Here is a 22,613-nt window from a genome sequence, read left to right as displayed (position 1 = left end):
CTGGCGGGCAGGTGGCCCGCCGTGCTCGGGCGGGTCTTCGGCCCTGCTTGTGCGGGTGCCCCGGTGCGCCTGGCGGCGAGCGGCCCACCGTGTCTGGCATGTAGTAGCCGCGGTATCCGCGGTCCCACAGTCGCCAGGCCAGGTCGACGCCTTCGTGGTAGAGGAAGAACGAGCCGGGCCACCCGCCGACCTGGTCGAACGCGGAGCGGCGCCCGCCCGGAACGATACGCCGCCGTCCATGCTGCGGCGCCTCTTCGGCCGTAGTCACTGAGCCTCAGCGCCGCTCGCACGCTGTGTACGCCAGTCGCGCCGCCCGCTCTACGACGGCCCTGCCGGGCCCCTGGCCGAGCCGGCGCCGCAAGACGACGCTCGCCGCGGCCTGGCACAACGTGTGCCGCGCGCGCCTGCCCGTCCCTCACCGCACCGCGCTCGCCACCAGCCGGACCGCGCGCTTCACCCCGGGGCGGGCGACCCTGCGTACGACCGGGCGCAGTACCCGGGCCGTCACTCCCACCGGCTCCCACCGGATCTGGAGGCGGCCGGCGCCGTGGCCCTCCGGCTCGATGGTGACGCGGTGGGGGGTGGCGCCCGAGTGGTAGGGGACGCGGGTGGTCAGTGGGGGGAAGTCGAGGGGGGCCAGGAGGAGGCCCGTGTTGACCTGGCCCTGGTGGGTGAGGCGGAGGAGGGGGTGCCGCGTGCCGGCGAAGCCGGCGGGGGAGAGGGGGGCGGCCGCCACGTCGAAGTGGACCTGGCCCTCGAAGATGCCGGGGCGGACCGGGTCCATCCGGAAGGGCACCGTCAGGCGGCGCGGGCCGGGGGCGATGAGCAGGGCGGCGCGCTGGGGGCCTACCGGGAGCCGCAGCGCGGGGTCGTAGGTGCGCACCGTGAGGTCAACGGAGGCGCCGGGGCCCCGGACGATCTCGGTGATCTCGTGACGGAACTGGGCGCTGAAGAACGGGCGGGTGTCCAGGTCCAGGTCGGTGAGGTCCAGCTCGCGGCGGGCCTCGTCGGTCTCCGGGATGCGCTCGCCCCAGTAGGTGCGGCCGTCCGCGTCGGTGACCACCCGGCGCGGGGCGACCCCGCGGCCCAGGCCACGGGCGGCGAGCCGGGCCTCGTCAAGGCGGCGGTCGCGCACCAGCTGGAGCACCACCCGCTCGGCGCGCGGCAGCCGGGCGTAGGCGCCGGGGGAGAGGGTGTCCAGGTACGGGTTCATCACGTCGGCGAAGGCCTCCAGCCAGGCGTCGTCCCGGTAGGGCAGGTCACCGGCGTACATGCGGAAGTCGTGCTTGAGGAACTTGTGGTCCTTGTCCTCGCGCAGCGCCTCGTGCCCGCTGTCGGCGAGGAAGGCGTCGATGAGCCGCTGGACGTGGACGCGGTCGCGGACGTTGGCGATGCGGTGGCGCTGGTTGGAGATGGACGCCGTGTCGGAGGACGCGTACGGGGCGACGTACCAGACGTAGACCGGCTCGGGGATGATCGTGAACCGTTTCGCCAGGCAGTAGGCCTGCGCCGAGAACAGCTGGTCCTCGTAGTGGATGCCCTCCGGGAAGCGCAGCCGGTGCCGGTCCAGGAAGGCGCGGGCGTACATCTTGCTGGTGGCCAGGTGCTCGAAGAACAGCCGCGGGTCGGCCTCGATGCCGTCCAGGGTGCGGCGCTCCTGCACCAGGTGCGGCATCCAGGTGGAGCGGCGCCCGGTGTCGACGCGGATCCGCTGCACCGCGCCCATCGCGAAGTCGATGTCCCGTTCGCGGTGCGCGGCGAGCAGCGCGGCGACGGCGTCCGGCGGGAGCTCGTCGTCGCTGTCGAGGAACATCAGATACGGCGCCCGGGCGATCTCCAGGGCGCGGTTGCGCGGGGCGCTGCAGCCGCCGCTGTTCTCCGGCAGGCGCAGACAACGGATGCGGGGGTCCTGGGCGGCGAGCCGCCGGGCGACCTCGGGGGTGGCGTCGGTGGAGTGGTCGTCGCTGATCACGATCTCCAGATGGCGGTGGCTCTGGCGGCGCACGGACGCCACGGCGCGGGGGAGGCGCTCGGCGTCGTTGTGCACGATGACCGTCACCGTCACATCGGGCGGGGGCGTCACGCGTCCACCTCCTCCGGGGCCGGCGCGGGGGTGCGTTCCTCCAGGGGCAGCACCGGCGGCAGCTCGCAGTCGTCCTGGCCGAGGAAGACCCGGCGCACCACGCGTTCGGCGGCGCGGCCGTCGTCGTACTCGCAGAATCTGCGCCGGAAGACCGCGCGTGCCTTGGCGGCGCTCTCGTCCCGCCAGGCGTCGGTGGCGAGGATCTCGGCGAGCTGCCCCTGGGTGCGGGCGACCGGGCCCGGCGCGTCGGCCATCAGGTCGAAGTAGACGCCGCGGGTGGTGCGGTAGGTCTCCCAGTCGTCGGCGTGGATGACGAGGGGGCGGTCCAGGTTGGCGTAGTCGAACATGATCGACGAGTAGTCCGTGACCAGGGCGTCGGCGGCCAGGCACAGCTCCTCGACCGGGTCGTAGGAGGAGACGTCGATGATGCGGCCCGAGCGGCGCAGGCCGGTCAGCGGGGAGGCGGTGCCGGCGTAGAAGTAGTGGGCGCGCACCAGCAGCACGGTGTCCTCGCCGAGCCGGTCGGCGAGCGCGGCGAGGTCCAGGCGGGGCGTCCAGCCGGCCTCGTAGTCGCGGTGGGTGGGCGCGTAGAGGACGGCGCGGCGGCCCGGTGCGATGCCGAGCCGTTCGCGCACCGCGCGGATCTCGTCGGCCCCTGCGGTGTAGTAGACGTCGTTGCGCGGATAGCCGTAGTCCAGGGAGACGTACCGGGACGGGTAGGCGCGCTCCCACATCCGGGTGGTGTGGCTGTTGCTGGAGATGCTGTAGTCCCACTTGTCGACGCGCTCCAGCAGCGCCTGGAAGTCCAGGCCCTGCGCGGCGGCCGGGTAGGACATCTGGTCCAGGCCCATGCGTTTGAGCGGGGTGCCGTGATGGGTCTGGACGTGGACCGCGTCGGGGCGTTTGACCGCCGCGTTGGGGAAGTTGACGTTGTTGACCAGGTACTTGGCGGTGGCCAGGGTCTCCCAGTAGCGGCGGGTGCCGGGGACGACGTGGTCGGTGCCGGGCGGCAGCAGCGCCGCGTTCTCGGCGGTGACCACCCACACCGGGTGGATGTGCGGGGCGAGGTCGGCGAGCTTGGCGGCGATGGCGGCCGGATTGCAGGCGACCCCGCGGTTCCAGTAGGCGGCGAACACCGCCAGGTGCTCGTCGACGGGGCGGTGCAGGGCGCGGCGGTACTGCTCCTCGCGCAGCCGGGTGCCCACGCGCCGGCCGCGGGTGCGCACCGCGGAGCGGACGGTGCGCCGGGCCCGGTTGGCGGCCTGGAAGGCGCGGTACCGGCGGTAGGCGCCCTCCTCCAGCAGGGCGCGGCGCACGCCTTCCGGTCCGGCGGGGCGGTGGTGGTCCCCGGGGCGCAGCCGGACGGCTGCGCGGGAGGCGCGCCGGAAGAACTCGCGGGCCACCTCCTCGGGCATGCCGCCGCGGGCGAAGGTGCGCAGCAGGTCCCGGACCATCACCTCGTAGAGCACGGACCGGGCGGCCGGGCGCTCGCGGGCGAGGCCGTGCAGCGACTCGTAGCGCCGGATCAGGGCGTAGCGCTGCTCGGGGGTGGGCGGCGGGAGGCTGGCCGGGCGGAGCCTGCGGTCCTCGTAGGCGGGGTGCGGCAGGCAGGCCAGGCGGTCGGCGAGCAGCAGCGCGGCGAGCGCGGCGTAGGCCTCGTCGTCGGTGTTGAGCCGCGTCTCGTGGGTGCGCCAGAAGCCGGTGCGCAGCACGCGGGTGCCGAGCAGCGGGGTGAGCCGGAGCAGGAAGGCGTTGTCGTCGAGGGCGAGACCGGCACGGCCCCCACGGACCAGCAGCGGCCCGTCCGGGGAGGGCAGCGACGAGGTGCGCCAGGAGCTGCGGACATGGTCCAGGAGCAGCACGTCCACGGTGTCCGGCAGCTCGGCGGCGCGTTCGGCGACGGTGCGGACGCTGCCGGGCGGCAGCCCGTCCTTGGAGTGCACGAAGAGCAGCCGGCGGCCGGTGGCGAGCCGGGCCCCGGCCGCCCGGGAGGCCGCGTCACCGGTGCCGCCGGGCAGGGGCAGCACCCGCAGCTCGGGCGCGTGCCGCGCGGCGGTCTCCTGTGCCCAGTCGCCGACGGCGGCCACGACGACCTCGACGCCGGCGAGGGGCTGGGCGGCGAGGGAGTCCAGCAGACCGGTGAGGTGGTCCTGGGTGTTCGGGCCGTGGACGATGACGCTGAGCTCGGGCATCGGGCGCTCCTCCGTCTCGCCGTCACACTGCGGGGACTCCCCTTTCGGGTGATACGGGTCATAGTGGCATCAATGCGATGAATGGGCTGCCCGGTGGGCGCCCCGCGGGGGAACGGGGGTGGGCCTCAGGAGGGAACGGCGGCCTGCGCGGGTTCGGCCGTGCCCGAGGTTCCCGAGGTTCCCGAGGTACCCGCACTCCCGGAGGCCGCCGAGGGCTTGGCGGACTTCGCGGGCTTCTTGGTGACGCCGTCGCCGGTGAACTTCTCGTACTCCCGGAGCACCTCGTCGGTCGGCCCGTCCATGCGCAGCTCGCCGCGCTCCAGCCACAGCACCCGGTCGCAGGTGTCCCGGATGGACTTGTTGTTGTGGCTGACCAGGAACACCGTGCCGGCCTGCTTGCGCAGCTCGCGGATGCGGGCCTCGGAGCGCTTCTGGAACTTGCGGTCGCCGGTGGCCAGCGCCTCGTCGATGAGCAGCACGTCGTGGTCCTTGGCGGCGGCGATGGAGAAGCGCAGGCGGGCCGCCATGCCGGAGGAGTAGGTGCGCATCGGCAGGGTGATGAAGTCGCCCTTCTCGTTGATTCCCGAGAAGTCGACGATCTCCTGGTAGCGCGCCTTGATCTCCTCGCGGGACATGCCCATGGCGAGCCCGCCGAGGATGACGTTGCGCTCGCCGGTGAGGTCCTTCATCAGGGCGGCGTTGACGCCCAGCAGGGACGGCTGGCCGTCGGTGTAGATGCGGCCCCGCTCCACCGGGAGCAGACCGGCGACGGCCTTGAGCAGGGTGGACTTGCCGGAGCCGTTGGTGCCGATCAGCCCGATCGCCTCGCCCCGGTACGCCACGAAGGACACATTGCGCACGGCGTGCACCCGGCGCACCCCGGCCGCCTTCTCGGCCTGCTTGCGGCGCAGGATGCGGTTGAGGGCGGCGGTGGCGGAGCCGCGCCCCGCGCCGGTGCCGTTGACCCGGTAGACGATGTCGACGCCGTCGGCGATGACGGTGGGGATCCGCTCGCGTGCGGTGTCCGGTGCGGTGTCAGCCACGGCCGTAGGTCTCCTCAGCCTTCCAGAAGTAGATGAAGCCGCCGATGCCGGCGAGCAGCGCCCAGCCGGTCGCGATCAGCCAGACGTGGTCGGGGAGCTGGTGCGCCCGGAAGCTGTCGATCAGGGCGAAGCGCATCAGGTCGATGTAGACGGCGGCCGGGTTGGCCTGCAGCACCGGGCCCACCCAGGACGGCAGTCCCTCGCCGTGCTTGGCGATGACGTGGTCGATGCTGAACATCACGCCGGAGGCGTACATCCAGGTGCGCAGCACGAACGGCATCAGCTGGGCGATGTCGGGGGTCTTGGCGCCGATCCGGGCGAGGATCATGGACACGCCCGCGTTGAAGGTGAACTGCAGCGCCAGCGCCGGGATCGCCAGCAGCCAGGAGGCGGCCGGCGGCACGCCGAAGGCCAGCAGGATCACCGCCAGCGCCGCCATCGAGAACAGCAGCTGCTGCAGCTGCTGGAGGCAGAACGACAGCGGCAGCGCGGCGCGCGGGAAGTGCAGGGCGCGGACCAGGCCCAGGTTGCCGGATATGGCGCGGGTGCCGGCCAGCAGCGAGCTCTGCGTGAACGTCCACACGAACACGCCGGTGACCAGGAACGGCACGTAGTCCGGGACGCCGTCCCGGGTCTGCATCAGCACGCCGAAGATGAAGTAGTAGACCGCCGCGTTCAGCAGCGGGGTCATCACCTGCCAGAGCTGGCCCAGCTTGGCCTGGCTGTACTGGGCGGTGAGCTTGGCCGTGGCGAACGCGGTGATGAAGTGCCTGCGCGCCCACAGCCGGCGGACGTATCCGGGCAGCGAGGGGCGGGCGCCGCTGACGCTCAGGCCGTGACGGGCGGCGAGTGCCGCGAGGTCGTGCTCGGCGGCGGGGACCGGCGCGGGGGCGGCCGGTGCGGGGGGTGGTGTGTGGAGGACCTGACTCACGTCCGCTGCTTTCGCTGGGGGCTTCTCGCTGGGCTTCGCTGGAGGAGGGGCATGAGGTGACGGCCACGCCACGTCGGGACGGGACCGTATCGTCGCAACGTGAGCGTAAGTCTGTTCGGCGTCGGAACGCAACCGTATCGTCGTAACGTCCCCGGCCCTATGCTTGGCGCGCATGACGACCAACGCCGACGAGCCGCAGCCGCGCCCCCGTCCGCGCCGCCGGGCGCCGGCGGGGGCGGCGGTGCTGCGCGAGGACGTGACCCAGGCGATCCGCGCGGCCGTCTTCGAGGAACTCGCGGCGGTCGGCTACGCCCGCATGTCCATCGAGGGGATCGCGCGCCGCGCGGGCGTCGGCAAGACGGCGGTCTACCGCCGCTGGCGCTCCAAGCTGCACCTGGTCCTCGACCTGGTCTCCGCCCTCGCCGTCCAGGGCCTGCCCGTGCCCGACACGGGCTCCCTGGAGGAGGATCTGCGCCTGCTCTACGAGGTCTCCGCCCGCGCCCTGCGCCACCCGCTGGCCTCGCAGATCATCCCCGACCTCCAGGCCGAGGCGGCCCGCAATCCCGACATCGCGCAGGCCCTGCAGAAGGCGCTGCGCGAGGGCCAGGACTCGGTCGCCCGGGGCATCGTCACCGCGGCGGCCGCCCGCGGCGACCTGCGCCCCGGCCTCGACGAGAACCTCGCCCTGGATCTGATCTCCGGCCCCCTCTACTGGCGCTCGGTGGTCATCCGCGCCCCCGAGCTGCCGAAGGACTACCTGGCGTCCCTGGCCCGCGCCACCACCGCGGCGCTCAGGGCGCTGTAGCGGAACAACCGGTCACGCGGGACCGGCCGAGGAGAGCCGGTCAGGCGGGGAGGGGTCGAGCGGAGCCGGTCACGCGGGGACCGGTCAGGCGGGGATTGGTCGAGCGGAGCCGGTCACGTGGGGACCGGTCAGGCGGGAGCCGGTCAGGCGGGAGCCGGTCACGTGGGGACCGGTCAGGCGGGGACCGGTCAGGCGGGAGCCGGTCAGGCAGGAGCCGGTCACGTGGGGACCGGCCAGGCGGGGATTGGTCGAGCGGAGCCGGTCAGGCGGGGACCGGTCACGCGGCAACCGGCCAGGCGGGAGCCGGTCAGGCGGGAGCCGGTCACGCGGGGACCGGTCACGCGGCAACCGGCCAGGCAGGAGCCGGTCAGGCGGGAGCCCGTCAGGCAGAACCGGTCAGCCGTCGCAGCCGGGTGCGCAGCACCGAGGCGGCGCCGGACAGGCCGGGCGCCACCCGCAGGGCCAGGGAGCCCGAGGTGGTGGCGTAGGGGCGGAGCAGGACCAGTCCGTGCCGGAGGCTCGGCACGGCTCCCCGCCGCAGCAGGCCGGGGCCGGTGAGGGCGTGGGCCGTGGTGGCGCGGGTCGCCCCGTCACGGAAGCGCAGCCGCAGATGCAGGTCCCAGGTGCCGGTGCCGAGGCGGGTCAGCCGGGCCGGGCGCAGGGCCGTCTGGGCGGCCCAGGTGCCCCTGCCGGACGGCCGCAGCGGGACCGTGCGGCGCACCACCGCGCCGGCCACCTCCCGGTGGCGCCACTCCACCTCCACCTCCGCCGGCTCCGCGCGCGCCACCCGCCCGTACAGCTCGTGCAGGCGCAGCCGCATCCGGGTGCCGCGCACGGTGGGCCTGAGCTCCGCGTCGACGGCCACCGGGAGCAGCCGCACCGGGCGGGTCAGCAGCCCCTCCAGACCGACCGCGGGCAGATCCGGCGACCAGCAGGGCGAGCCGTCCGCGGTGCGCGCGTACGGCGGGCACAGGCGGGCCGGGCGGGCGGCCAGCTCCGCCAGCCGGGGCAGGTCGCGCGGCTCGGGCGACATCAGGATCACCCGCCCGATCAGACGGCCGGGCGCGACCGGGTCCCGGGCCCAGTCGGCCGCGTCATACTCGGCGAGGACGTCCCGGGTGTGCGCCCACCACTGCCGGCGGTACTCCTCCTCGCGCAGCCCCAGCTCGCGTACGTACATGCGCAGCTCGTGGTCGAGGAACTTGGCCCGCGCCTCCCGGGCGAGTCGCTTGTGGCCGGCGCCCAGCAGGATGTCGTAGGCCATGCGGCAGGCGCGGGTGCGGGCCTGCCAGTTGGCGATGCCGGCGCGGTCCAGCGAGATGGACAGCCGGCGCGCGGCGCGGCGCACGTGCCAGATGTAGACCCGGTCGGGGACGAGGGCGACGCGCGGGGCGGCGGCCCACAGGCGGGCGGTGAAGACGATGTCCTCGTAGGGGAAGCGGCCCTCGGGGAAGCGGACGGCGTGCTCGCGCAGGAACGCGGTGGAGCAGAGCTTGTTGACGCAGAGGGTGTCGCGGACCAGCCGCTGGAGCTGCGCCGGGCGTTCGACGACGGCGGGGGCGGCGGGGGCGGCGTACAGCTCCGGCTCCCAGGGCACCTCGCGGCCCGACGGCAGCTCCCGCCGCACGCACAGCCCGGCGGGGCTCCGCGCCCGCCCGGGTCGCCGCCGCCAGCAGGACGTCCACCGCGCCGGGCGGCAGGACGTCGTCGCTGTCCAGGAACATCACGTAGGGCGCGGTCACCGCGTCCAGGCCGGTGTTGCGGGGGGTGCCACAGCCGCCGCTGTTGACCGGGAGCCGGATCACCCGCAGCCGCGGCTCGCGCTCGGCGAGCCGGGCGAGCAGGCCGGCGCTGCCGTCCGAGGAGCAGTCGTCCACGGCGATCACCTCGCGCACGGCCGGTCCCTGGCCGAGCGCCGAACGCACGGCGTCGGTCACATGGGCGGCGTCGTCGTACCCGATGACGACGACGGCCACCTGGGCGGCGCGGTGGTCTTCCATGGCGTCCCTGGCGTCCCTGGGAGTGGCGGGCCGGTCATGGGACTTTTTCCCCTTCCGGGGTGTTTCGTCACGCTTCGGCGGTCACGGCCGTGGCCGCCGCCGCGTCCAGGGCCTCGGTGAGCCGGTCGAGGTCGGCGCGCAGGGACTGGATCCTGGCCGGGTCGAAGCCGGTCGCGGCGGCGATCCGGCGGGGCACCTCACGGGCGCGCTCGCGCAGCGCGAGCCCCTCCTCGGTGGGCCGCACCTCCACCGACCGCTCGTCGTGCGCGCTGCGCTCCCGGCGCACCAGGCCGGCCCCCTCCAGCCGCTTGAGCAGCGGCGAGAGCGTGCCGGAGTCCAGCCGCAGATGCTCCCCGAGCTTCTTCACCGGCAGGGTGCCGTGCTCCCAGAGCACCAGCATCACCAGGTACTGCGGGTAGGTGAGCCCGAGATCCTTCAGGATCACGCGGTAGACGCCGTTGAAGGCGCGGGAGGCCGCGTTCAGGGAGAAGCAGATCTGCTGGTCCAGACGGAGCCAGTCGTCGGCGGAGCTCGGTGTCATGCCTCCAGGGTAGCTCCCTGCGGGCCATTCAGTTGTGCACAATCGAATTGCATCAAACTTAATTGTGTGCTCTACTCAAGGACGTCGCGCCGGAAGCGGCACGACGAAGGCCACCTGCTGTCGCCGATGCGACGCGCCCCGACGAGAGGATGGGTTCACCCATGGACGCGCTCTACACCGCCGTCGCCACCGCCACCCACGGCCGCGAGGGCCGTGCCGTCTCCTCCGACGGCAAGCTCGACCTCCAGCTGGGCATCCCCAAGGAGATGGGCGGCTCCGGTGAGGGCACCAACCCCGAGCAGCTGTTCGCCGCCGGGTACTCCGCCTGCTTCGCCAGCGCCCTCGGCCTGGTCGGCCGGGCCGCGAAGATCGACGTCAGCGACGCCGCGGTGACCGCCGAGGTCGGCATCGGCAAGCAGGGCGAGGGCTTCGGGCTCGCGGTGACGCTGCGCGTGGAGCTGCCGGAGAGCGTGGACGAGGCGACCGGCCGCAAGCTCGTCGAGCAGGCCCACCAGGTCTGCCCCTACTCCAACGCCACCCGCGGCAACATCCCGGTCGACCTCGTCATCGAGTAGTCGCCTGCGGCGTACGGGCGGTCGGGCGGCCGCCGGAGTCACGGACGTACGGATGCGCACGACGACGGCGCCTCGCCGGTCACCGACCGGGCGGGGCGCCGCCGTGTGTCGCCGGGCGCTGCGGGAAGCTCTGAAAGACCCTCAGCAGTCCTGGAAACCCTCAGCAGTCGAACACCGACCAGCAGATGTCGTTGCGCAGCCGCTGGTCGTCGAGGACCAGCTCGCGGATCGCCTCCGGGAGACGGTCGCGCTGCCACCGGCACTCGCGCCGCCCCGCGGCCTCGCTCTCCTCCTTCGGCACCGAGGCCCGCACCGCCTTGATCGCATAGGCGGCCGCGCCCAGCTCGTGCGCGGCGACATGCGCCACCACCGCGGCCTGGCCGGCGGCGTACGCGGCGAACCGGGGCGCGCCCTGCAGATCCCGGGCGGCGCCCATGGCATGACCGCCCGCGGCGCGCGCCTGCATCATCCTGACCTCGCCGCGCACCCAGGCGCGGGCGGCCTCGATCGCCTCGCGCGGCCGCGGGTCCTCGGGCCGGACCGACTCGAACAGGCCGAGCACGTGCTCCGCGCAGTCCGCCGCCCAGAGGGCGAGCAGACGGTGGTCCTCGTCGGTGAGGGTCCCGCCACGGCGGATCGTCACGAGGCGGGGGTCCCTGACCTTCGGGAGGATCACGATGGGGGCTTCCTTCCTGACAGCGTCCGCCCCGGTATCCAAACACCCTCGCGGGAATCCACACACCCCTCGCGTCCGGCCCGGAACCGGCGGCCGGTGCACCCCACGGGCGCGGGTCACCCCAGCCGGGCCAGCACCTCCCCGGTGCGTTCGCTCCAGGCCACCACCACGGCCTCCTCCGGCACCGGCCGGCGGGGAGTCAGGAGCAGCCAGCGCACCCGGTAGCGGCGGGCGACGGCCGTGCGCCCGGCACGGGTCGAGCCGGCCGAGAGATACGCGCGGACGTCGGACAGCCGCCGCTGCCGCTCCCGTTCGTCCAGGGCCGCGTCCGGCACGACGGGGGCGGCCAGATCGGCTCCGTACCCGGCGATGGTCCGCCCGGCGTCACGGCCGTCGGTGAGCACCACCTGGCCGGGCCGAATGTGCCGTGCTGCCCACGCGTAGTCGGGCCGGCCGGGCGGCCGGTCGGATCCCACCGGGTCCAGGGCCCGCGGCACCACCGCCCCGCCCTGCACGGTCAGGAACCCCGCACAGGCCCCCGCCGCCGCGGCACCGCCGAGCACCCGCCGCCACACCGGCCACGGCCGGGCGGCCGCCAGCTCCACCGCGAGCGCGCACGGCAGCGCCACCAGCAGCAGCCCGAGCACGTCGGCCGGGATGTCGGTGCGGCCGAGCCAGCCGTACGCCGGCAGTGCACAGGCCGACCCGAAGAGCAGCACCAGCGGATCGCGCCAGGAGCCGCGCCGGGCCCGCAGCCACAGCGCGGGCAGCCCGAGCAGCAGCCCCGGCCAGAACCGGCCCCACGGCTCCGCGCGCGGAGTCTCGTACGGCCCGCCGGAGGGCGCCGCCGACAGGATGTCGAAGTACGGCCAGGACACCGCGACCAGCGCCCCCGTCATGCCTGCGAGGAGCCACCGCCCCACGACCGCGCCGGACCGGCCCCGCTGCCATCCGGCGACGAACGCGGCCGCGCCCAGAGCCGCCGCCGCGCCCGTGACCGGGTGGACCAGCGCGATCAGACCGTAGAGCACGCCGAGGGCCGCATACCCCGGCAGTCCGCGCAGCCCGCTCGGCCCCACATAGCGCACCGCCGCGTCGTCACGGGCCCGTTCGCCGGTGAGCGCCCAGGCCCAGAGGGTGAGCCCGGCCGCGCACACCGCGGGGTGCGAGAGATTCGCCGTCAGCTGCGTCAGGCCGAGCCCGGCGGACCCCGGCGCCGGCTCGGTGTCCCACAGCAGCGTCAGCGCGGCCAGCGCCAGCACCGGTGCCCACGGACGGGGGCTCAGCACCCGCATCAGGCGGCCGGTTCCGGTGAGCAGCACCAGCAGGTTCAGCGGCCCGGTGAGCCGGACCAGCTCCCAGCCGCCCAGGCCCGTCAGCCGTGCGCCGGCACCCTGCGCCAGCGCCAACGGCGAGTAGGCGAGGCTGCCCGCGCCCGGCAGGTCCGCCGACGGATGCCGCGGATGCAGCAGATCCGCCCTCAGCCGCTCGACGGCCGCCGCCTGCAGTCCCGCGTCGCAGCACAGCGGCACCCGCCAGGACGCCAGCGACACCACGAGCCAGAAGACGAACCCGGCGGCCTGGTACGGGGTGGGCCGCCAGGAACCGCCGCCGCGCAGCGCCGTGGCGCCGCTCGCGGTACGCCGCCGGACCTGGGTGCCGGCGCTCATCGGGCGGTGGGGAGTCGGGGTGTGCGGGGCATTTGCCGTATGTTCCCGCGCAGGTCAATGGCGATGACGTCGGCTCGCCTGATTGGGTGACTCGCACGGCCACCAAGGACCGGAGCCCAGGCACTCCGCTCAGCGGGCCAGCTCGACCGGAGCGCCCTGCGCCGGTACGGGCACCCGGCCGCGCAGCACCGGCGCCAGCAGCAGCGGCACCCCCAGCACCGGCAGCAGCCAGGCCACCACGATGAGCCGTCCGCCCCAGATGTTGATGTCCGGGTGCCCGGCCTGGTTGAGGATGCCGGTGGCGGCCGCAGCGATCAGGAACGCCCCGAACGCCGGGCGCCGCCGGGCTCCCCAGGCACCGGCCGCCAGGAAGGCCGCGAACAGCGGCTCGCGCATCTGCCGCCGCAGCCACTCCATCCAGAAGTTCCCGTTGAGCTGGAAGAACTCCGCCCACGGCCGCCGCCGGTCCGGGCGGGTGAAGTGACCGGCGAGCAGATCCTGCAGACTCTCCGTCACCGACGGGTAGTGCAGCAGCCGCGACAGCAGCACCGTGCCCAGCACCCCGGCACAGCCCACGCCCGCCAGCGCCACCACCCCGCCCTCCGCCGCCCGGCCGCGCCGCCGCCGCGCCCCGGCGATCGCCCCGCCCGCGACCGCCAGGCCGAGGCCGAGGAAGAGCGCCTGCGAGTGCTTCACCGTGAACAGCCCGGCCAGCGCACCGCCCGCCAGCGCCAGACCCGTCCGGGTCCGCCGCCCTTGCACCACCAGCGCGCAGCCCCACAGCGCCGCCAGGATGAGCGCCATCATCAGGCCCTCGGTCATCGGGCGCATCGCGGTCGTCCCGCACGGCAGCACGTAGTACAGCGCCTGCCCGGTCAGCGCCAGCGGCACCGGCACGGCGAGGGTGCGCAGCACCAGGTAGGCCAGCACCCCGCCCGCGCAGGCGATCACCACGCTCGCCGTCCACACGCCCCACATCACGCCGAACAGCGTCAGAAAAGGCACCAGGAACACCGGATAGCCGGGCCGCACCTCGAAGATCGCCATGAAGCGCGGCGGCAGGTGCGGCATGGTGTGCCCGCCGGTCTGCCCGGCCGCCAGCCGGGTCTCCACCCGCCGCCACTCGCGTTCCCGGCACTTCTTCAGCACGCGCGGCGCCGGGTCCGGGCCGTGGAAGTGGTCGACGTGCACGTTCTGCTTGCGGTGGGCCGTGGACGCGCGGCTGCCGCAGTAGTACTCGATGGTGGCTGCCGCCGCCTCCCGTTTGCTCTCGCCCTTCAGACTCAGCGCGTACGAGAGGTAGTTCTTGGTGTCGGGTGTGGCGCGGCCGGTGACGTTGCCCAGCTGCAGCAGGGCGAAGACCGCGACCAGCAGCAGGACCCAGGCGCGGGGCCTCATGACGGCAGCGGCAGGCCGCGGCCGGAGGGCCGCGCACGGCCGTCCGGGCCTTGGGCACGGCCGTCCGGGCCATGGGCACGGCCGTCCGGGCCATGGGCGCGGCGGACGGGGCGCTGGCCCGGCCGCCCCGCCGGACGCCAGGTGGACGGCCGGGACGGGGTGGGCCGCGACGAGCCGGAGGACATGAGAACTCCCGGACAGGACAAGGCGATCGACGGCGATCGGTGGGGGGAACGGGGGAACGGAGGAACAGGGGGCGCGGAGTGGCGGATCAGACGTGTTCGGCGACGGGCCGCGGGGCGGCGGCGTGCTGCGGCGGCACCGTGGTCAGGCGCGGACGGTCGTGCGCGGCGGCCGCCGAGGGCGCCGGCCGGCGCTCCGGCAGCGGGATCGCGGACGGCTGCTCGCTCTCGCCGAACACCACGCGGCGCACCACGCGTTCGGCGACCCGGCCGTCGTCGTGCGGGCAGAACCGGGCGCGGAATGCCGCCCGCAGCTGCGCCGAGCGCGAACCGCGCCAGTGGCCGCTGGTGAAGACGTCGATCAGCTCGTCCTCGCTGTGCGTGACCACCCCCGGCGGGAACGCGGCCAGGTCCAGGTAGCTGCCGTGGATCTCCTCGTACGCCTCCCGGTCGGGGGTGTGCAGCACGATCGGCCGGTCCAGGCCCGCATAGTCGGCCATCAGCGAGGAGTAGTCGGTGATCAGCGCGTCCGAGGCGAGGCAGAGGGAGGCCACGTTCGGGTGCGTGCTGACGTCCAGCACACGGCCCGAGGCCGCCGGGCGCGGTGGGCCGGCCGGGCCGGGGATCCGGGCCAGGATCACGAAGCGCGGGCCCAGGCGGTGCACCACGCGCTCCAGGTCCAGCAGGCGGGGCTGGGTGCGGCGGTGCTCGCGGCGGGCCGGCGCGTAGAGGATCGCCACCGCGCCCGCCGGGATGCCCAGCGACTCCCGCAGCCGGGCCACGTCCGCCTCGGTCGCGGTGTACAGCCGGTCGGTGCACGGCCGGCCGTACTCCAGCACGGTGTAGCGGCCGGGGTGGACCCGTTCCCAGGTCAGCGTGGAGTGGCGGTTGGCGGAGACGACGTAGTCCCAGCGGCCGGCGTCCTTCAGGATGCGCTCGGCGTCGGCGTCGGCGTCGGCGCCAGGGGCGACGGCCGGGCGGTCGAGGAGGTCCAGGCCCCGGTGCCGCAGCGGGGTGCCGGCCCCGGTCTGCACCAGCACCTGGCCCCGGCGCTTGCGCAGACCGGGCTCGAAGCGGGTGTCGCTCACCAGGTACGCGGAGCGGGCGAGCGCGGTCCAGTAGGCGGCGGTGCCGGGGGCCAGGCGGCGCGGGCCGGGCGGGACGGCGTGCGGGCTTTTGGGCTCGACCACCCAGGCGGTGCGGATGTGCGGGGCGAACTCGCGGAACGCGGACTCCAGCGCCCCCGGGTCGCCGTCGTGGCCCTCGCGGGAGGCGAACACCGCCCGGTCGGCGCGCAGCGGGAGCAGCCGCTGGACGTGGTAGTGCAGCCGGAGGGCGGCGGAGCGCAGGGCGCCGAGCAGCAGGCCGGTGAGCCGGGCCGTGCCGCGGCCGAGGGCGCGGGCCAGGCGCAGCATCCGGTGGGTGCGGTGCAGGCCGAAGCGGACCACGGCGTGGTCGATCCGCTCACGCGGCGGCAGGGGCACACCGGGGGCGCGGTAGCGGCGGTAGTGGGCGCGGGCCCGGCGCAGGAACAGGGCGCGCGAGCCGTGCGGCAGCCGCTCACGCCGGGAGTACACCGCCGTCAGATGGCCGACCATGCGGCGGAACAGCAGCGGCCGCCAGTGCGCCAGCTCCGGCCGCTGCTCCATGTACGCGAAGACCCGGTCGTACTGGCCGAACACGTCGAAGTGCCGCTCGCCGGCCGTGCACAGCAGGCTGCCCACCCGCCGCTGCCGGAGGTGCACGCACACCCGGTCCAGGGTCGCCACCGTCCGCGCGGCCATCAGCACGGAGTACGCCCAGGGCACGTCCTCGTAGCAGCCGGGCGGGAAGCGGAAGCCCCCGCCCTCGAGGAACTCCCGCCGGCAGGCCTTGTTCCAGGCCACCGCGGGCAGGTTCAGCAGGCCCGGCCGGTCCTCGGCCCGGAACGGGGCCGGGTCATGCTCGGTGAGCGGGGCGGACAGGGCACGGTTGCGCACGGCCTGGCCGGACCAGTGGACGCGGGCGTGGTCGTACACCAGCACATCCGGCTCGTCGGTCTCCTTCAGCCGGTCGGCGATCGCCAGGAGGGCGTCGGGGGCGAGGGTGTCGTCGCCGTCCAGGAACAGCACATAGTCGCCGGCCGCCCGGTCCAGGCCGGCGTCGCGGGCAGGGCCGGGGCCGGTGTTCTCCGGCAGGTGCACGGGCCGTACGCGCGGGTCGCGGGCGGCGAACTCCTCGATCAGCGCGCCGCAGGCGTCCGGTGATCCGTCGTCGACGGCGATCAGTTCGAGGTCGGGGCAGGACTGGGACAGCACCGATTCCAGGCATGCGGGCAGATATGCCTGAACCTGGTACGCGGGGACGATGACACTGAACCTGGGCAACGGGCATCCATGGGTCGGCGCGGGCGTTCGGCGCTGTCGGAACGCTCACTGGGCCGTCCTGGTTACGCCGGCTGCGGCATCCGGGGGAATTCGATCACCCGAAAGGGGCGAACTTGAAGGATCGTCCGCCCCTTCCGCCCGGTTGATGCCTTGTTCGGCTCTGCCGGTCCCCCGGCTCACTTCACGGCGCCCGCCATCACGCCGGAGACGAACTGCCGCTGGAACCCGAAGAACACGATCAGCGGGATCACCATCGAGATGAACGCGCCCGGCGCCAGCACCTCGATGTTGCTGCCGAACTGCCGCACCTGCGAGGTCAGCGCCACCGTGATCGGCTGGCTGCCCGAGTCGGTGAAGATCAGCGCGACCAGCATGTCGTTCCACACCCACAGGAACTGGAAGATGCCCAGCGCGGCGATCGCCGGCCCCGCGAGCGGCATCACCACCCGTACGAACAGCCGCAGTTCACCGGCGCCGTCCAGACGGGCCGCCTCCAGCAGCTCCCGCGGGATCTCCGCGAAGAAGTTCCGCAGCAGGAACACCGCGAACGGCAGACCGAAGCCGACGTGGAAGAGGATCACGCCGGTCAGCGAGCCGAAGATGCCGAGGCTGCCGAAGAGTTCGGCGACCGGCAGCAGGGCCACCTGCACGGGGACGACCAGCAGCGCCACCACGCCCAGGAACCACCAGTCCCGGCCGGGGAACTCCATCCAGGCGAAGGCGTATCCGGCGAGGGCTCCGATCACCACCACCAGGACGGTCGCCGGCACGGTGATGTACACCGTGTTGAGCAGCGAGTCGGTGATGTCGTCGTTCCTCAGCAGGGCCTCGTAGGCGCCGAAGGTGAGCTGCGAGGGCTCGGTGAACACGTTCCACCAGCCGCTGGCGGCCATGTCCTCGGGCGCGCGCAGGCTCGCCAGCAGCAGGCCGATCGTCGGGACCAGCCAGAACAGCCCGACCACGATCAGGAACACCCGGACGAACCCGCTGCTGACCCAGCCGGCGATCCGGGACCCCAGCGACTGCTCGGCCCCGACCGCCCGCACGGGCGGCGCGGCCGCCTTGGTGACACTCCCGGCGCCGGCACTCATCGCCGCACCTCCCGCCTCAGCCGTCGGATGTTGAACCACATCACCGGGATCACCAGCAGCAGCAGGAACACCGCGATGGCGCTGGCGATGCCCGGCTGGTCGGCGGCGAAGCCCTGCCGGTACAGCTCCAGCGCGAGGACGTTGGCGTCGTCCTGCGAGGAGCCGGGCGCGATGATGAAGACCAGGTCGAACACCTTCAGCACATTGATCATCAGGGTGACGGTGACGACCGCGAGGACCGGTGCCAGCAGCGGCACGGTGATCCGCCGGAACACCTGCCACTCGTTGGCGCCGTCCACCCGCGCGGCCTCCAGCAGGTCCCGCGGCATGCCCGCCAGTCCGGCCGCGATCAGCACCATCGCGAATCCGGCCCACATCCAGATGTAGGAGCCGATGATGGCCGGTGTGACCAGCGACGGGCCGAGCCAGTCGAGGCCGTTGTACGGCTCCTTGAAGTTGTCTGCGGGGAGCCTGAGTTGTGCCCCGTCGGCCTTCGCGGAGAGCGAGAAGGTGCCGTCGTCGCCGGCGGTGGCGGTCTCCACCACCTTGCCGTCCTTCACGGCCTCGATCTTCATCCCGGCGTAGCCCAGCTCGGAGGCGTCGATGCCGTTGAGTGTGCCGACGCCCTTGCCGCGGGTGAAGTCCTGCCAGGTCGTGCCGGTGATCCGGCCCTCCTCCGGCTCCGGCGCCGCCGCCCGCTTCGCGTCGTCCGGCATCAGATCGGGGGCCACCCCGACCATCGGCAGCGACACCGTCTCGCCCACGCTGACCGTGCCCTTGGTGATGAAGGCGCCGCCGCCCGCCGGCTGCAGCGGCGACTCACGGCCCGGGTGCGCCTTCGGGAACGCGGAGGACTGGGCGAAGGTGTCGTGCACCCCCACCCACACCGCGTTCGCCACGCCCTTGTCCGGGTCCTGGTCGTACACCAGCCGGAAGATGATGCCCGCGGCCAGCATGGAGATCGCCATCGGCATGAAGACGACCAGCTTGAACGCCGTGCCCCAGCGCACCTTCTCGGTCAGCACCGCGAAGACCAGACCGAGCGCGGTCGCGATCGTCGGCGCGAACACCACCCAGATGACGTTGTTCTTCAGCGCGGTGCGGATGCCGTCGTCGGTGAACAGCTGCTGGTAGTTGTCGAACCCGGCGAAGCCGTCGCCGGACTGGTCGTAGAAGCTGCGGATGACGGAGTACCCGATCGGGTAGACCACGAGCGCACCGAGCAGCACCAGGGCGGGCAGCAGGAACAGCGCCGCGACCGTTCTGCGGGTGCCGGTGACGCTCTTGCGCGGCTTGGGAGAGGCAGGGGCCGGTGCTTTGACCCCTGCCGCCGTGTCCGACGCCATCGCCGGATCAGTTCCCGTACGCCGCCGCCGCGTCGGCCTCCAGCCGCTGCTGGGTGCCCGCGACGTCCTTCGGGTTCTTCAGGAAGTCCTGCAGCGCCTTCCACTCGCCCTTGCCGGGCGTGCCGCCGAAGGCCTGCGGGGCCTGGTCGGACATGTCGAAGCGGAAGTCGTCGCCCGCGTCGACGAGCGCCTTGGCCGTCTTCTGCTGGACCTCGTTGGGATACGCCGAGTTGGGCACGTTCTTGTTCGGCGAGAGGTAGCCGCCGAGCTTCGCCTGGATCTCGGCCGCGTCCGGCGAGGCGAGGAACGTCACCAGCGCCTGCGCCGCCTTGGAGTCCTTCAGGATCACCGCGGCGTCACCACCGGACACCACCGGCGGGGTGTCGCCGACCGCCGGGAAGGGGAACACCTTCGCGTCCGTGCCGATCTTCGCGCCCGCCTCGGTGATGTTGACCTGGGCGAAGTCGCCCTCGTAGACCATGGCCGCCTTGGGCTGGTCGCCGCCGGTGAAGGTCTGGGTGACCGAGTTCGGGAAGTCGGTCTGCAGGGCGCCGCGCGCCACGTAGTCCTTCTTGCCCCAGATCCCGGCCAGCGTGGTCAGGGCCTGCTTCACCGAGGGGTCGGTCCACTTGATCTCGTGCTTGGCCAGCTGGTCGTACTTCTCCGGCCCTGCCTGGGAGAGGTAGACGTTCTCGAACCAGTCGGTCAGCGTCCAGCCCTCGGCGCCGCCGACGGAGAACGGGGTGACGCCCGAGTCGTACACCGTCTGCGCGGCGGTGAGCAGCTCGTCCCAGGTCTTGGGCTCCGAAGCGCCCGCGTTCTCGAAGACCTTGGCGTTGTACCAGATCAGCGACTTGTTGGCGGCCTTGTAGTAGACGCCGTACTGCTTGCCGCCGACCTTGCCGATGTCCTGCCAGCCCTGCGAGTAGTTCTCGCCCAGCTCCTTCATCGCCGCGTCGCCCAGCGGCTTGGCCCAGCCCTTGTCCACGGCCTGCTTGATGGCGCCGGGCTGCGGCAGCATCGCGACGTCCGGCGGGGCGCCGCCGGCCACCTTCGAACCGAGGAAGTTGATGATCGGGTCCTGCGCCGGCACGAAGGACACCTTGGCGCCGGTGCGCTTCTCGAACTCCGCCAGGACCTTCTTGAAGTTGTCCTGCTCGGCGCCGGTCCACACGGCGGCCACCTCGAGGGTCTCGCCGTCCAGCTTGGGGAGGGTGACGTTGGTGCGGGCCTTGTCGCCGCCCTCGCTCTTGTCGCCGCCGTCGTCGCCGCCTCCGCACGCGGTGAGCGAGACCGCCAGCACACCCGCCGCGAGGGCGGCGGCCGTCCGTATGGCTCTGCGCGTTCGGGGGGCCGCCGTGGGGTTCTCAGGCGACCTGCGTATCCGGATGATCCTGCTCGCCTTGCGCATGACTGCCCCGTTCTTCGTTCCTCGTCGAACGTCGAGCGCTGTCCCGTGCGCTCTGGTCTACGCCCGGCGGGTCGGGTCGGCAAGAGTGCGTCAGGTGTCAAGTCCGCGATCGTGATTGTGTCGTGACGGCAATGCGGCGGGCCGGTACGGGAGTTACAGAAGTGACGGGACTTCGGCTGCCGAGACCTCGCGGGCGGCGCGCTCCAACGCGCTGGCGAGCAGGGCCAGATCGGTCGGCCCGTTGCCGAGCTCGCGGACCGGGCGCCGGGTGGGCGGGTCGCCCATGCGGTGCCACTCCAGCGGGACGACGGTGGGGCGCAGCGTCGCCGTGCGGGGGATGCGTCCGGTCACCCGGCCGCCCTGGAACACCGTCACCCTGCCGTCCGCGCACGCCAGTCGGCCACGCCCCGGCGCCGGCTCCTCCGGGCCGGACGCGGGCTCCTCGAGCGTGATCCGCAGCCGCGCCCGCCGCGCCGGCTCCGTCTGCGCCGTACGGGGGCAGGGGCCGGTGGCCGCCACCAGGTGCACCCCGAGCCGTTCGCCGTCGCGCGCCACCGCCTCAAGGGCCCGCATCACCGATCCGGCGGCGGGCCGCCCCGGTGAACCGAGCGCGGGGGAGACCAGCGCGTCCAGGTCGTCCACCACCACGACCAGCCGGGGCAGCGGCGGCGCCGCCTCGGCCCTGCGCCGGGCCGACCCCGGCCGCAGCCGCAGCGTGGAGCTCGGCAGGGTGTCCAGATCGCCCTCGCGCTGGGCGACCATGCGGTCCGACAGCTCCCGTCCGGTGTGCCACTCCGTGAAGTCGGAGCGGCCGAGCAGCTCCGCGCGCCGCTTCAGCTCGGCGGTCAGCGACTGGGCGAACTCCCGCATCCGGACGGGGTCGTTGGCCACGAGGTGGGTGGTGACGTGCGGTACGTCCGTGCACACTCGCAGGCCCTCGCCGTGCCCGGCGGCGTCCGGGGTGCCGGCGCCCCGGCCGTCGATCAGCACCAGGCCGAGCCGGTCGGGGCGTTCGGCGGCGGCCAGCGAGGCGACGACCGCGCGCAGCAGCTCGGTGCGGCCGCTGCCGGGCGGGCCCTCGATCAGCAGGTGCGGCCCGTCGGCGGCCAGGTCGGCGGCGACCGGGCCGCGCTCCCCGGCGCCCAGCACGGCGGTCACCCGGCCGCCCAGTGCCTCGGTGTCGTCGGCGGCGTCCGCCCAGCGGGCCATCAGGGACGCCGGGGTGGCGCGGGCCAGACCCAGCTCGTCCAGCAGGCGGGCGGACCGGGGCAGCGGCGCGGCCACCCGCGGCTGCCGGTCGCCGGGCGCGGCCTCGGTGCGCAGCGGGGCGAGGGCGCGCGCGAACCGCTCGGCCCAGGCGGCGGAGACCGCGTCGACCGTGGCGAGCGTGCCGTGCCCGACCGGACCCGGATCCGTGCCCGGACCGCTGCGGGCCACCCGCAGCAGCCGCAGAGCGGTCGCCACGTCCCCGCTGAGCAGCGCGACGGCACCGCACTCCCGGAACGCCGGCGCCACCGCGCAGGCCGCCTCGTACGTCCTGGCCACCGGCGAGGCGGGGGAGGCGGGGGGCGTCTCGGCGAGACACACCACATGGATCCCGGCCCGCGGCCCCTCCACGGCGAGCCGCGCGACCGCCTCGCGCACATCGGCGCCGCCGGGGTCGCCGTCGACCACCAGCACGCTGTAGAAGCCCTGGGGGCCGTCCTCCTCGTCCCGGGCCCAGGAGGGGCGCCGGGGGGTGCCCGAGGGCGGCGGGACGTGCGCGGGGTCGTCCAGGCGGCGCAGCAGCTCCTCGGTGCGGGCCGTGGCCTGCTCCCGGTCGTGCGCGAGGAGCAGCCGGCAGTCCTGGCCGTGCCCGGGGCGCAGATGCGGCAGCCAGCCCAGCCAGGACCACTCGGCGGTGCGCTCGGCCAGGGGGCGGGAGCGGTCCGCGGCGATCAGCACGATCTCGAGGGTGTCGGGGGAGTGCAGCGCGGCCAGCTGCGCCAGCACGGCGCGGGCCAGCCCGGCGAGCCGCTCGCGCGGACCGGCCAGGCCCAGGGCGCCCACCTCGCGCAGACCGGCCGTCACGGGCACGGCGGGCAGCAGCCGCCCCGAGCCGTCCGGTGCCGCCCGGTCCGCCGTCCCGAGCCGCACGGCCAGCGCCTCCGGGTTCCCCGGCTCGCGCTCCCACAGACGGGGTCCGGGGCCCAGCGCGGTGAGCAGCAGCGCGGCCGGGTCCGGCCAGGTCTCGGGCACCCCGGCCGGCTCGGGCGCGTGCTCGGCGTACCCGGCCTCCTCGGGCGCCTGCGGCTCACCGGCCG

General features: G+C 74.1%; 16 protein-coding genes and 1 pseudogene. 2 read left to right on the top strand and 15 right to left on the bottom strand.

Features of this window, described 5'->3' with window-relative positions:
* Nucleotides 1-415: 415 nt before the first annotated feature.
* From ABD207_RS28730 to ABD207_RS28715, 4 genes are all read right to left on the bottom strand, one after another.
* Entirely contained in the window at nt 416-2,083 is a 1,668-nt protein-coding gene (locus ABD207_RS28730) for a glycosyltransferase family 2 protein (RefSeq protein WP_344016140.1), read from the bottom strand.
* Complete coding sequence (locus ABD207_RS28725) at nt 2,080-4,275, bottom strand: CDP-glycerol glycerophosphotransferase family protein (protein WP_344016139.1); 2,196 nt, start codon at nt 4,273-4,275, stop codon at nt 2,080-2,082. The genes ABD207_RS28730 and ABD207_RS28725 overlap by 4 nt, the downstream gene beginning before the upstream one ends.
* Nucleotides 4,276-4,400: 125 nt before the next feature.
* Nucleotides 4,401-5,318 carry an ABC transporter ATP-binding protein gene (locus ABD207_RS28720; RefSeq protein WP_344016138.1) on the bottom strand — a complete coding sequence of 306 codons (918 nt, stop codon included), beginning with the start codon at nt 5,316-5,318 and terminating at the stop codon, nt 4,401-4,403.
* A complete protein-coding gene (locus ABD207_RS28715) occupies nt 5,311-6,249 on the bottom strand; it encodes an ABC transporter permease (RefSeq protein ID WP_344016137.1) in 939 nt (312 codons plus the stop codon). Before ABD207_RS28715 ends, ABD207_RS28720 begins: the two co-directional genes overlap by 8 nt.
* 172 nt (nt 6,250-6,421) lie before the next feature.
* Here ABD207_RS28715 and ABD207_RS28710 point away from each other — a divergent pair, with 172 nt between their 5' ends.
* Complete coding sequence (locus ABD207_RS28710; RefSeq protein ID WP_344016135.1) at nt 6,422-7,054, top strand: TetR/AcrR family transcriptional regulator; 633 nt, start codon at nt 6,422-6,424, stop codon at nt 7,052-7,054.
* A 382-nt stretch (nt 7,055-7,436) separates the two neighbouring features.
* Here the strand turns inward: ABD207_RS28710 and ABD207_RS28705 are convergent, their stop codons facing one another.
* The 3 genes and pseudogenes from ABD207_RS28705 to ABD207_RS28700 all read right to left on the bottom strand — a co-directional run bounded on the left by ABD207_RS28705 (nt 7,437) and on the right by ABD207_RS28700 (nt 9,595).
* The gene (locus tag ABD207_RS28705) at nt 7,437-8,681 is read right to left on the bottom strand and encodes a transferase (protein ID WP_425580860.1); all 1,245 of its coding nucleotides are present in this window, start codon (nt 8,679-8,681) and stop codon (nt 7,437-7,439) included.
* Nucleotides 8,656-9,054 (bottom strand): annotated as a pseudogene (locus ABD207_RS32235) (glycosyltransferase family 2 protein); the annotation flags it as partial. The pseudogene ABD207_RS32235 and the gene ABD207_RS28705, both read right to left, overlap by 26 nt.
* Before the next feature lie 67 nt (nt 9,055-9,121).
* Complete coding sequence (locus ABD207_RS28700) at nt 9,122-9,595, bottom strand: MarR family winged helix-turn-helix transcriptional regulator (protein WP_344016134.1); 474 nt, start codon at nt 9,593-9,595, stop codon at nt 9,122-9,124.
* Between the two features lie 161 nt (nt 9,596-9,756).
* On the opposite strand from ABD207_RS28700, the gene ABD207_RS28695 reads away from it, so the two are divergent.
* Nucleotides 9,757-10,170: an organic hydroperoxide resistance protein gene (locus ABD207_RS28695; RefSeq protein WP_344016133.1), complete on the top strand. Its 414-nt coding sequence runs from the start codon at nt 9,757-9,759 to the stop codon at nt 10,168-10,170.
* A gap of 160 nt (nt 10,171-10,330) precedes the next feature.
* Here the strand turns inward: ABD207_RS28695 and ABD207_RS28690 are convergent, their stop codons facing one another.
* From ABD207_RS28690 to ABD207_RS28655, 8 genes are all read right to left on the bottom strand, one after another.
* On the bottom strand, nt 10,331-10,846 hold the full coding sequence (locus ABD207_RS28690; protein WP_344016132.1) for a putative immunity protein: 516 nt from the start codon (nt 10,844-10,846) through the stop codon (nt 10,331-10,333).
* 116 nt (nt 10,847-10,962) lie between these two features.
* Nucleotides 10,963-12,516 carry a hypothetical protein gene (locus ABD207_RS28685; RefSeq protein ID WP_344016130.1) on the bottom strand — a complete coding sequence of 518 codons (1,554 nt, stop codon included), beginning with the start codon at nt 12,514-12,516 and terminating at the stop codon, nt 10,963-10,965.
* Nucleotides 12,517-12,645: 129 nt separating this feature from the next.
* Nucleotides 12,646-13,914: a hypothetical protein gene (locus ABD207_RS28680; RefSeq protein ID WP_344016129.1), complete on the bottom strand. Its 1,269-nt coding sequence runs from the start codon at nt 13,912-13,914 to the stop codon at nt 12,646-12,648.
* 271 nt (nt 13,915-14,185) lie between these two features.
* Nucleotides 14,186-16,462, bottom strand: a complete 2,277-nt coding sequence (locus tag ABD207_RS28675) for a bifunctional glycosyltransferase/CDP-glycerol:glycerophosphate glycerophosphotransferase (RefSeq protein WP_344016128.1) — start codon at nt 16,460-16,462, stop codon at nt 14,186-14,188.
* Nucleotides 16,463-16,638: 176 nt separating this feature from the next.
* Entirely contained in the window at nt 16,639-17,553 is a 915-nt protein-coding gene (locus ABD207_RS28670; protein ID WP_344016127.1) for a carbohydrate ABC transporter permease, read from the bottom strand.
* Nucleotides 17,550-18,899, bottom strand: coding sequence for a carbohydrate ABC transporter permease (locus ABD207_RS28665; RefSeq protein ID WP_344016126.1), 1,350 nt, complete (start codon nt 18,897-18,899; stop codon nt 17,550-17,552). Before ABD207_RS28665 ends, ABD207_RS28670 begins: the two co-directional genes overlap by 4 nt.
* 7 nt (nt 18,900-18,906) lie before the next feature.
* Complete coding sequence (locus tag ABD207_RS28660; RefSeq protein WP_344016125.1) at nt 18,907-20,310, bottom strand: ABC transporter substrate-binding protein; 1,404 nt, start codon at nt 20,308-20,310, stop codon at nt 18,907-18,909.
* Between the two features lie 153 nt (nt 20,311-20,463).
* On the bottom strand, nt 20,464-22,613 hold a 2,150-nt coding region (locus tag ABD207_RS28655), incomplete at its 5' end, for an FtsK/SpoIIIE domain-containing protein (protein ID WP_344016123.1).

It is taken from the genome of Streptomyces thermospinosisporus (genome assembly GCF_039526425.1).
In the GTDB taxonomy this organism is placed as follows: Bacteria; Actinomycetota; Actinomycetes; order Streptomycetales; family Streptomycetaceae; genus Streptomyces; species Streptomyces thermocarboxydovorans.
The sequence above is the reverse complement of the archived record's forward strand: the minus strand, read 5'-3'. Positions and strand labels throughout refer to the sequence as shown.

Excerpts from the sequence above, each read along its gene's own strand:
- ABD207_RS28725 (WP_344016139.1), bottom strand. The coding sequence starts at position 4,275 with ATGCCCGAGCTCAGCGTCATCGTCCACGGCCCGAACACCCAGGACCAC.
- ABD207_RS28710 (WP_344016135.1), top strand. The coding sequence starts at position 6,422 with ATGACGACCAACGCCGACGAGCCGCAGCCGCGCCCCCGTCCGCGCCGC.
- ABD207_RS28700 (WP_344016134.1), bottom strand. The coding sequence starts at position 9,595 with ATGACACCGAGCTCCGCCGACGACTGGCTCCGTCTGGACCAGCAGATC.
- ABD207_RS28695 (WP_344016133.1), top strand. The coding sequence starts at position 9,757 with ATGGACGCGCTCTACACCGCCGTCGCCACCGCCACCCACGGCCGCGAG.
- ABD207_RS28685 (WP_344016130.1), bottom strand. The coding sequence starts at position 12,516 with ATGAGCGCCGGCACCCAGGTCCGGCGGCGTACCGCGAGCGGCGCCACG.
- ABD207_RS28680 (WP_344016129.1), bottom strand. The coding sequence starts at position 13,914 with ATGAGGCCCCGCGCCTGGGTCCTGCTGCTGGTCGCGGTCTTCGCCCTG.
- ABD207_RS28670 (WP_344016127.1), bottom strand. The coding sequence starts at position 17,553 with ATGAGTGCCGGCGCCGGGAGTGTCACCAAGGCGGCCGCGCCGCCCGTG.
- ABD207_RS28665 (WP_344016126.1), bottom strand. The coding sequence starts at position 18,899 with ATGGCGTCGGACACGGCGGCAGGGGTCAAAGCACCGGCCCCTGCCTCT.
- ABD207_RS28660 (WP_344016125.1), bottom strand. The coding sequence starts at position 20,310 with ATGCGCAAGGCGAGCAGGATCATCCGGATACGCAGGTCGCCTGAGAAC.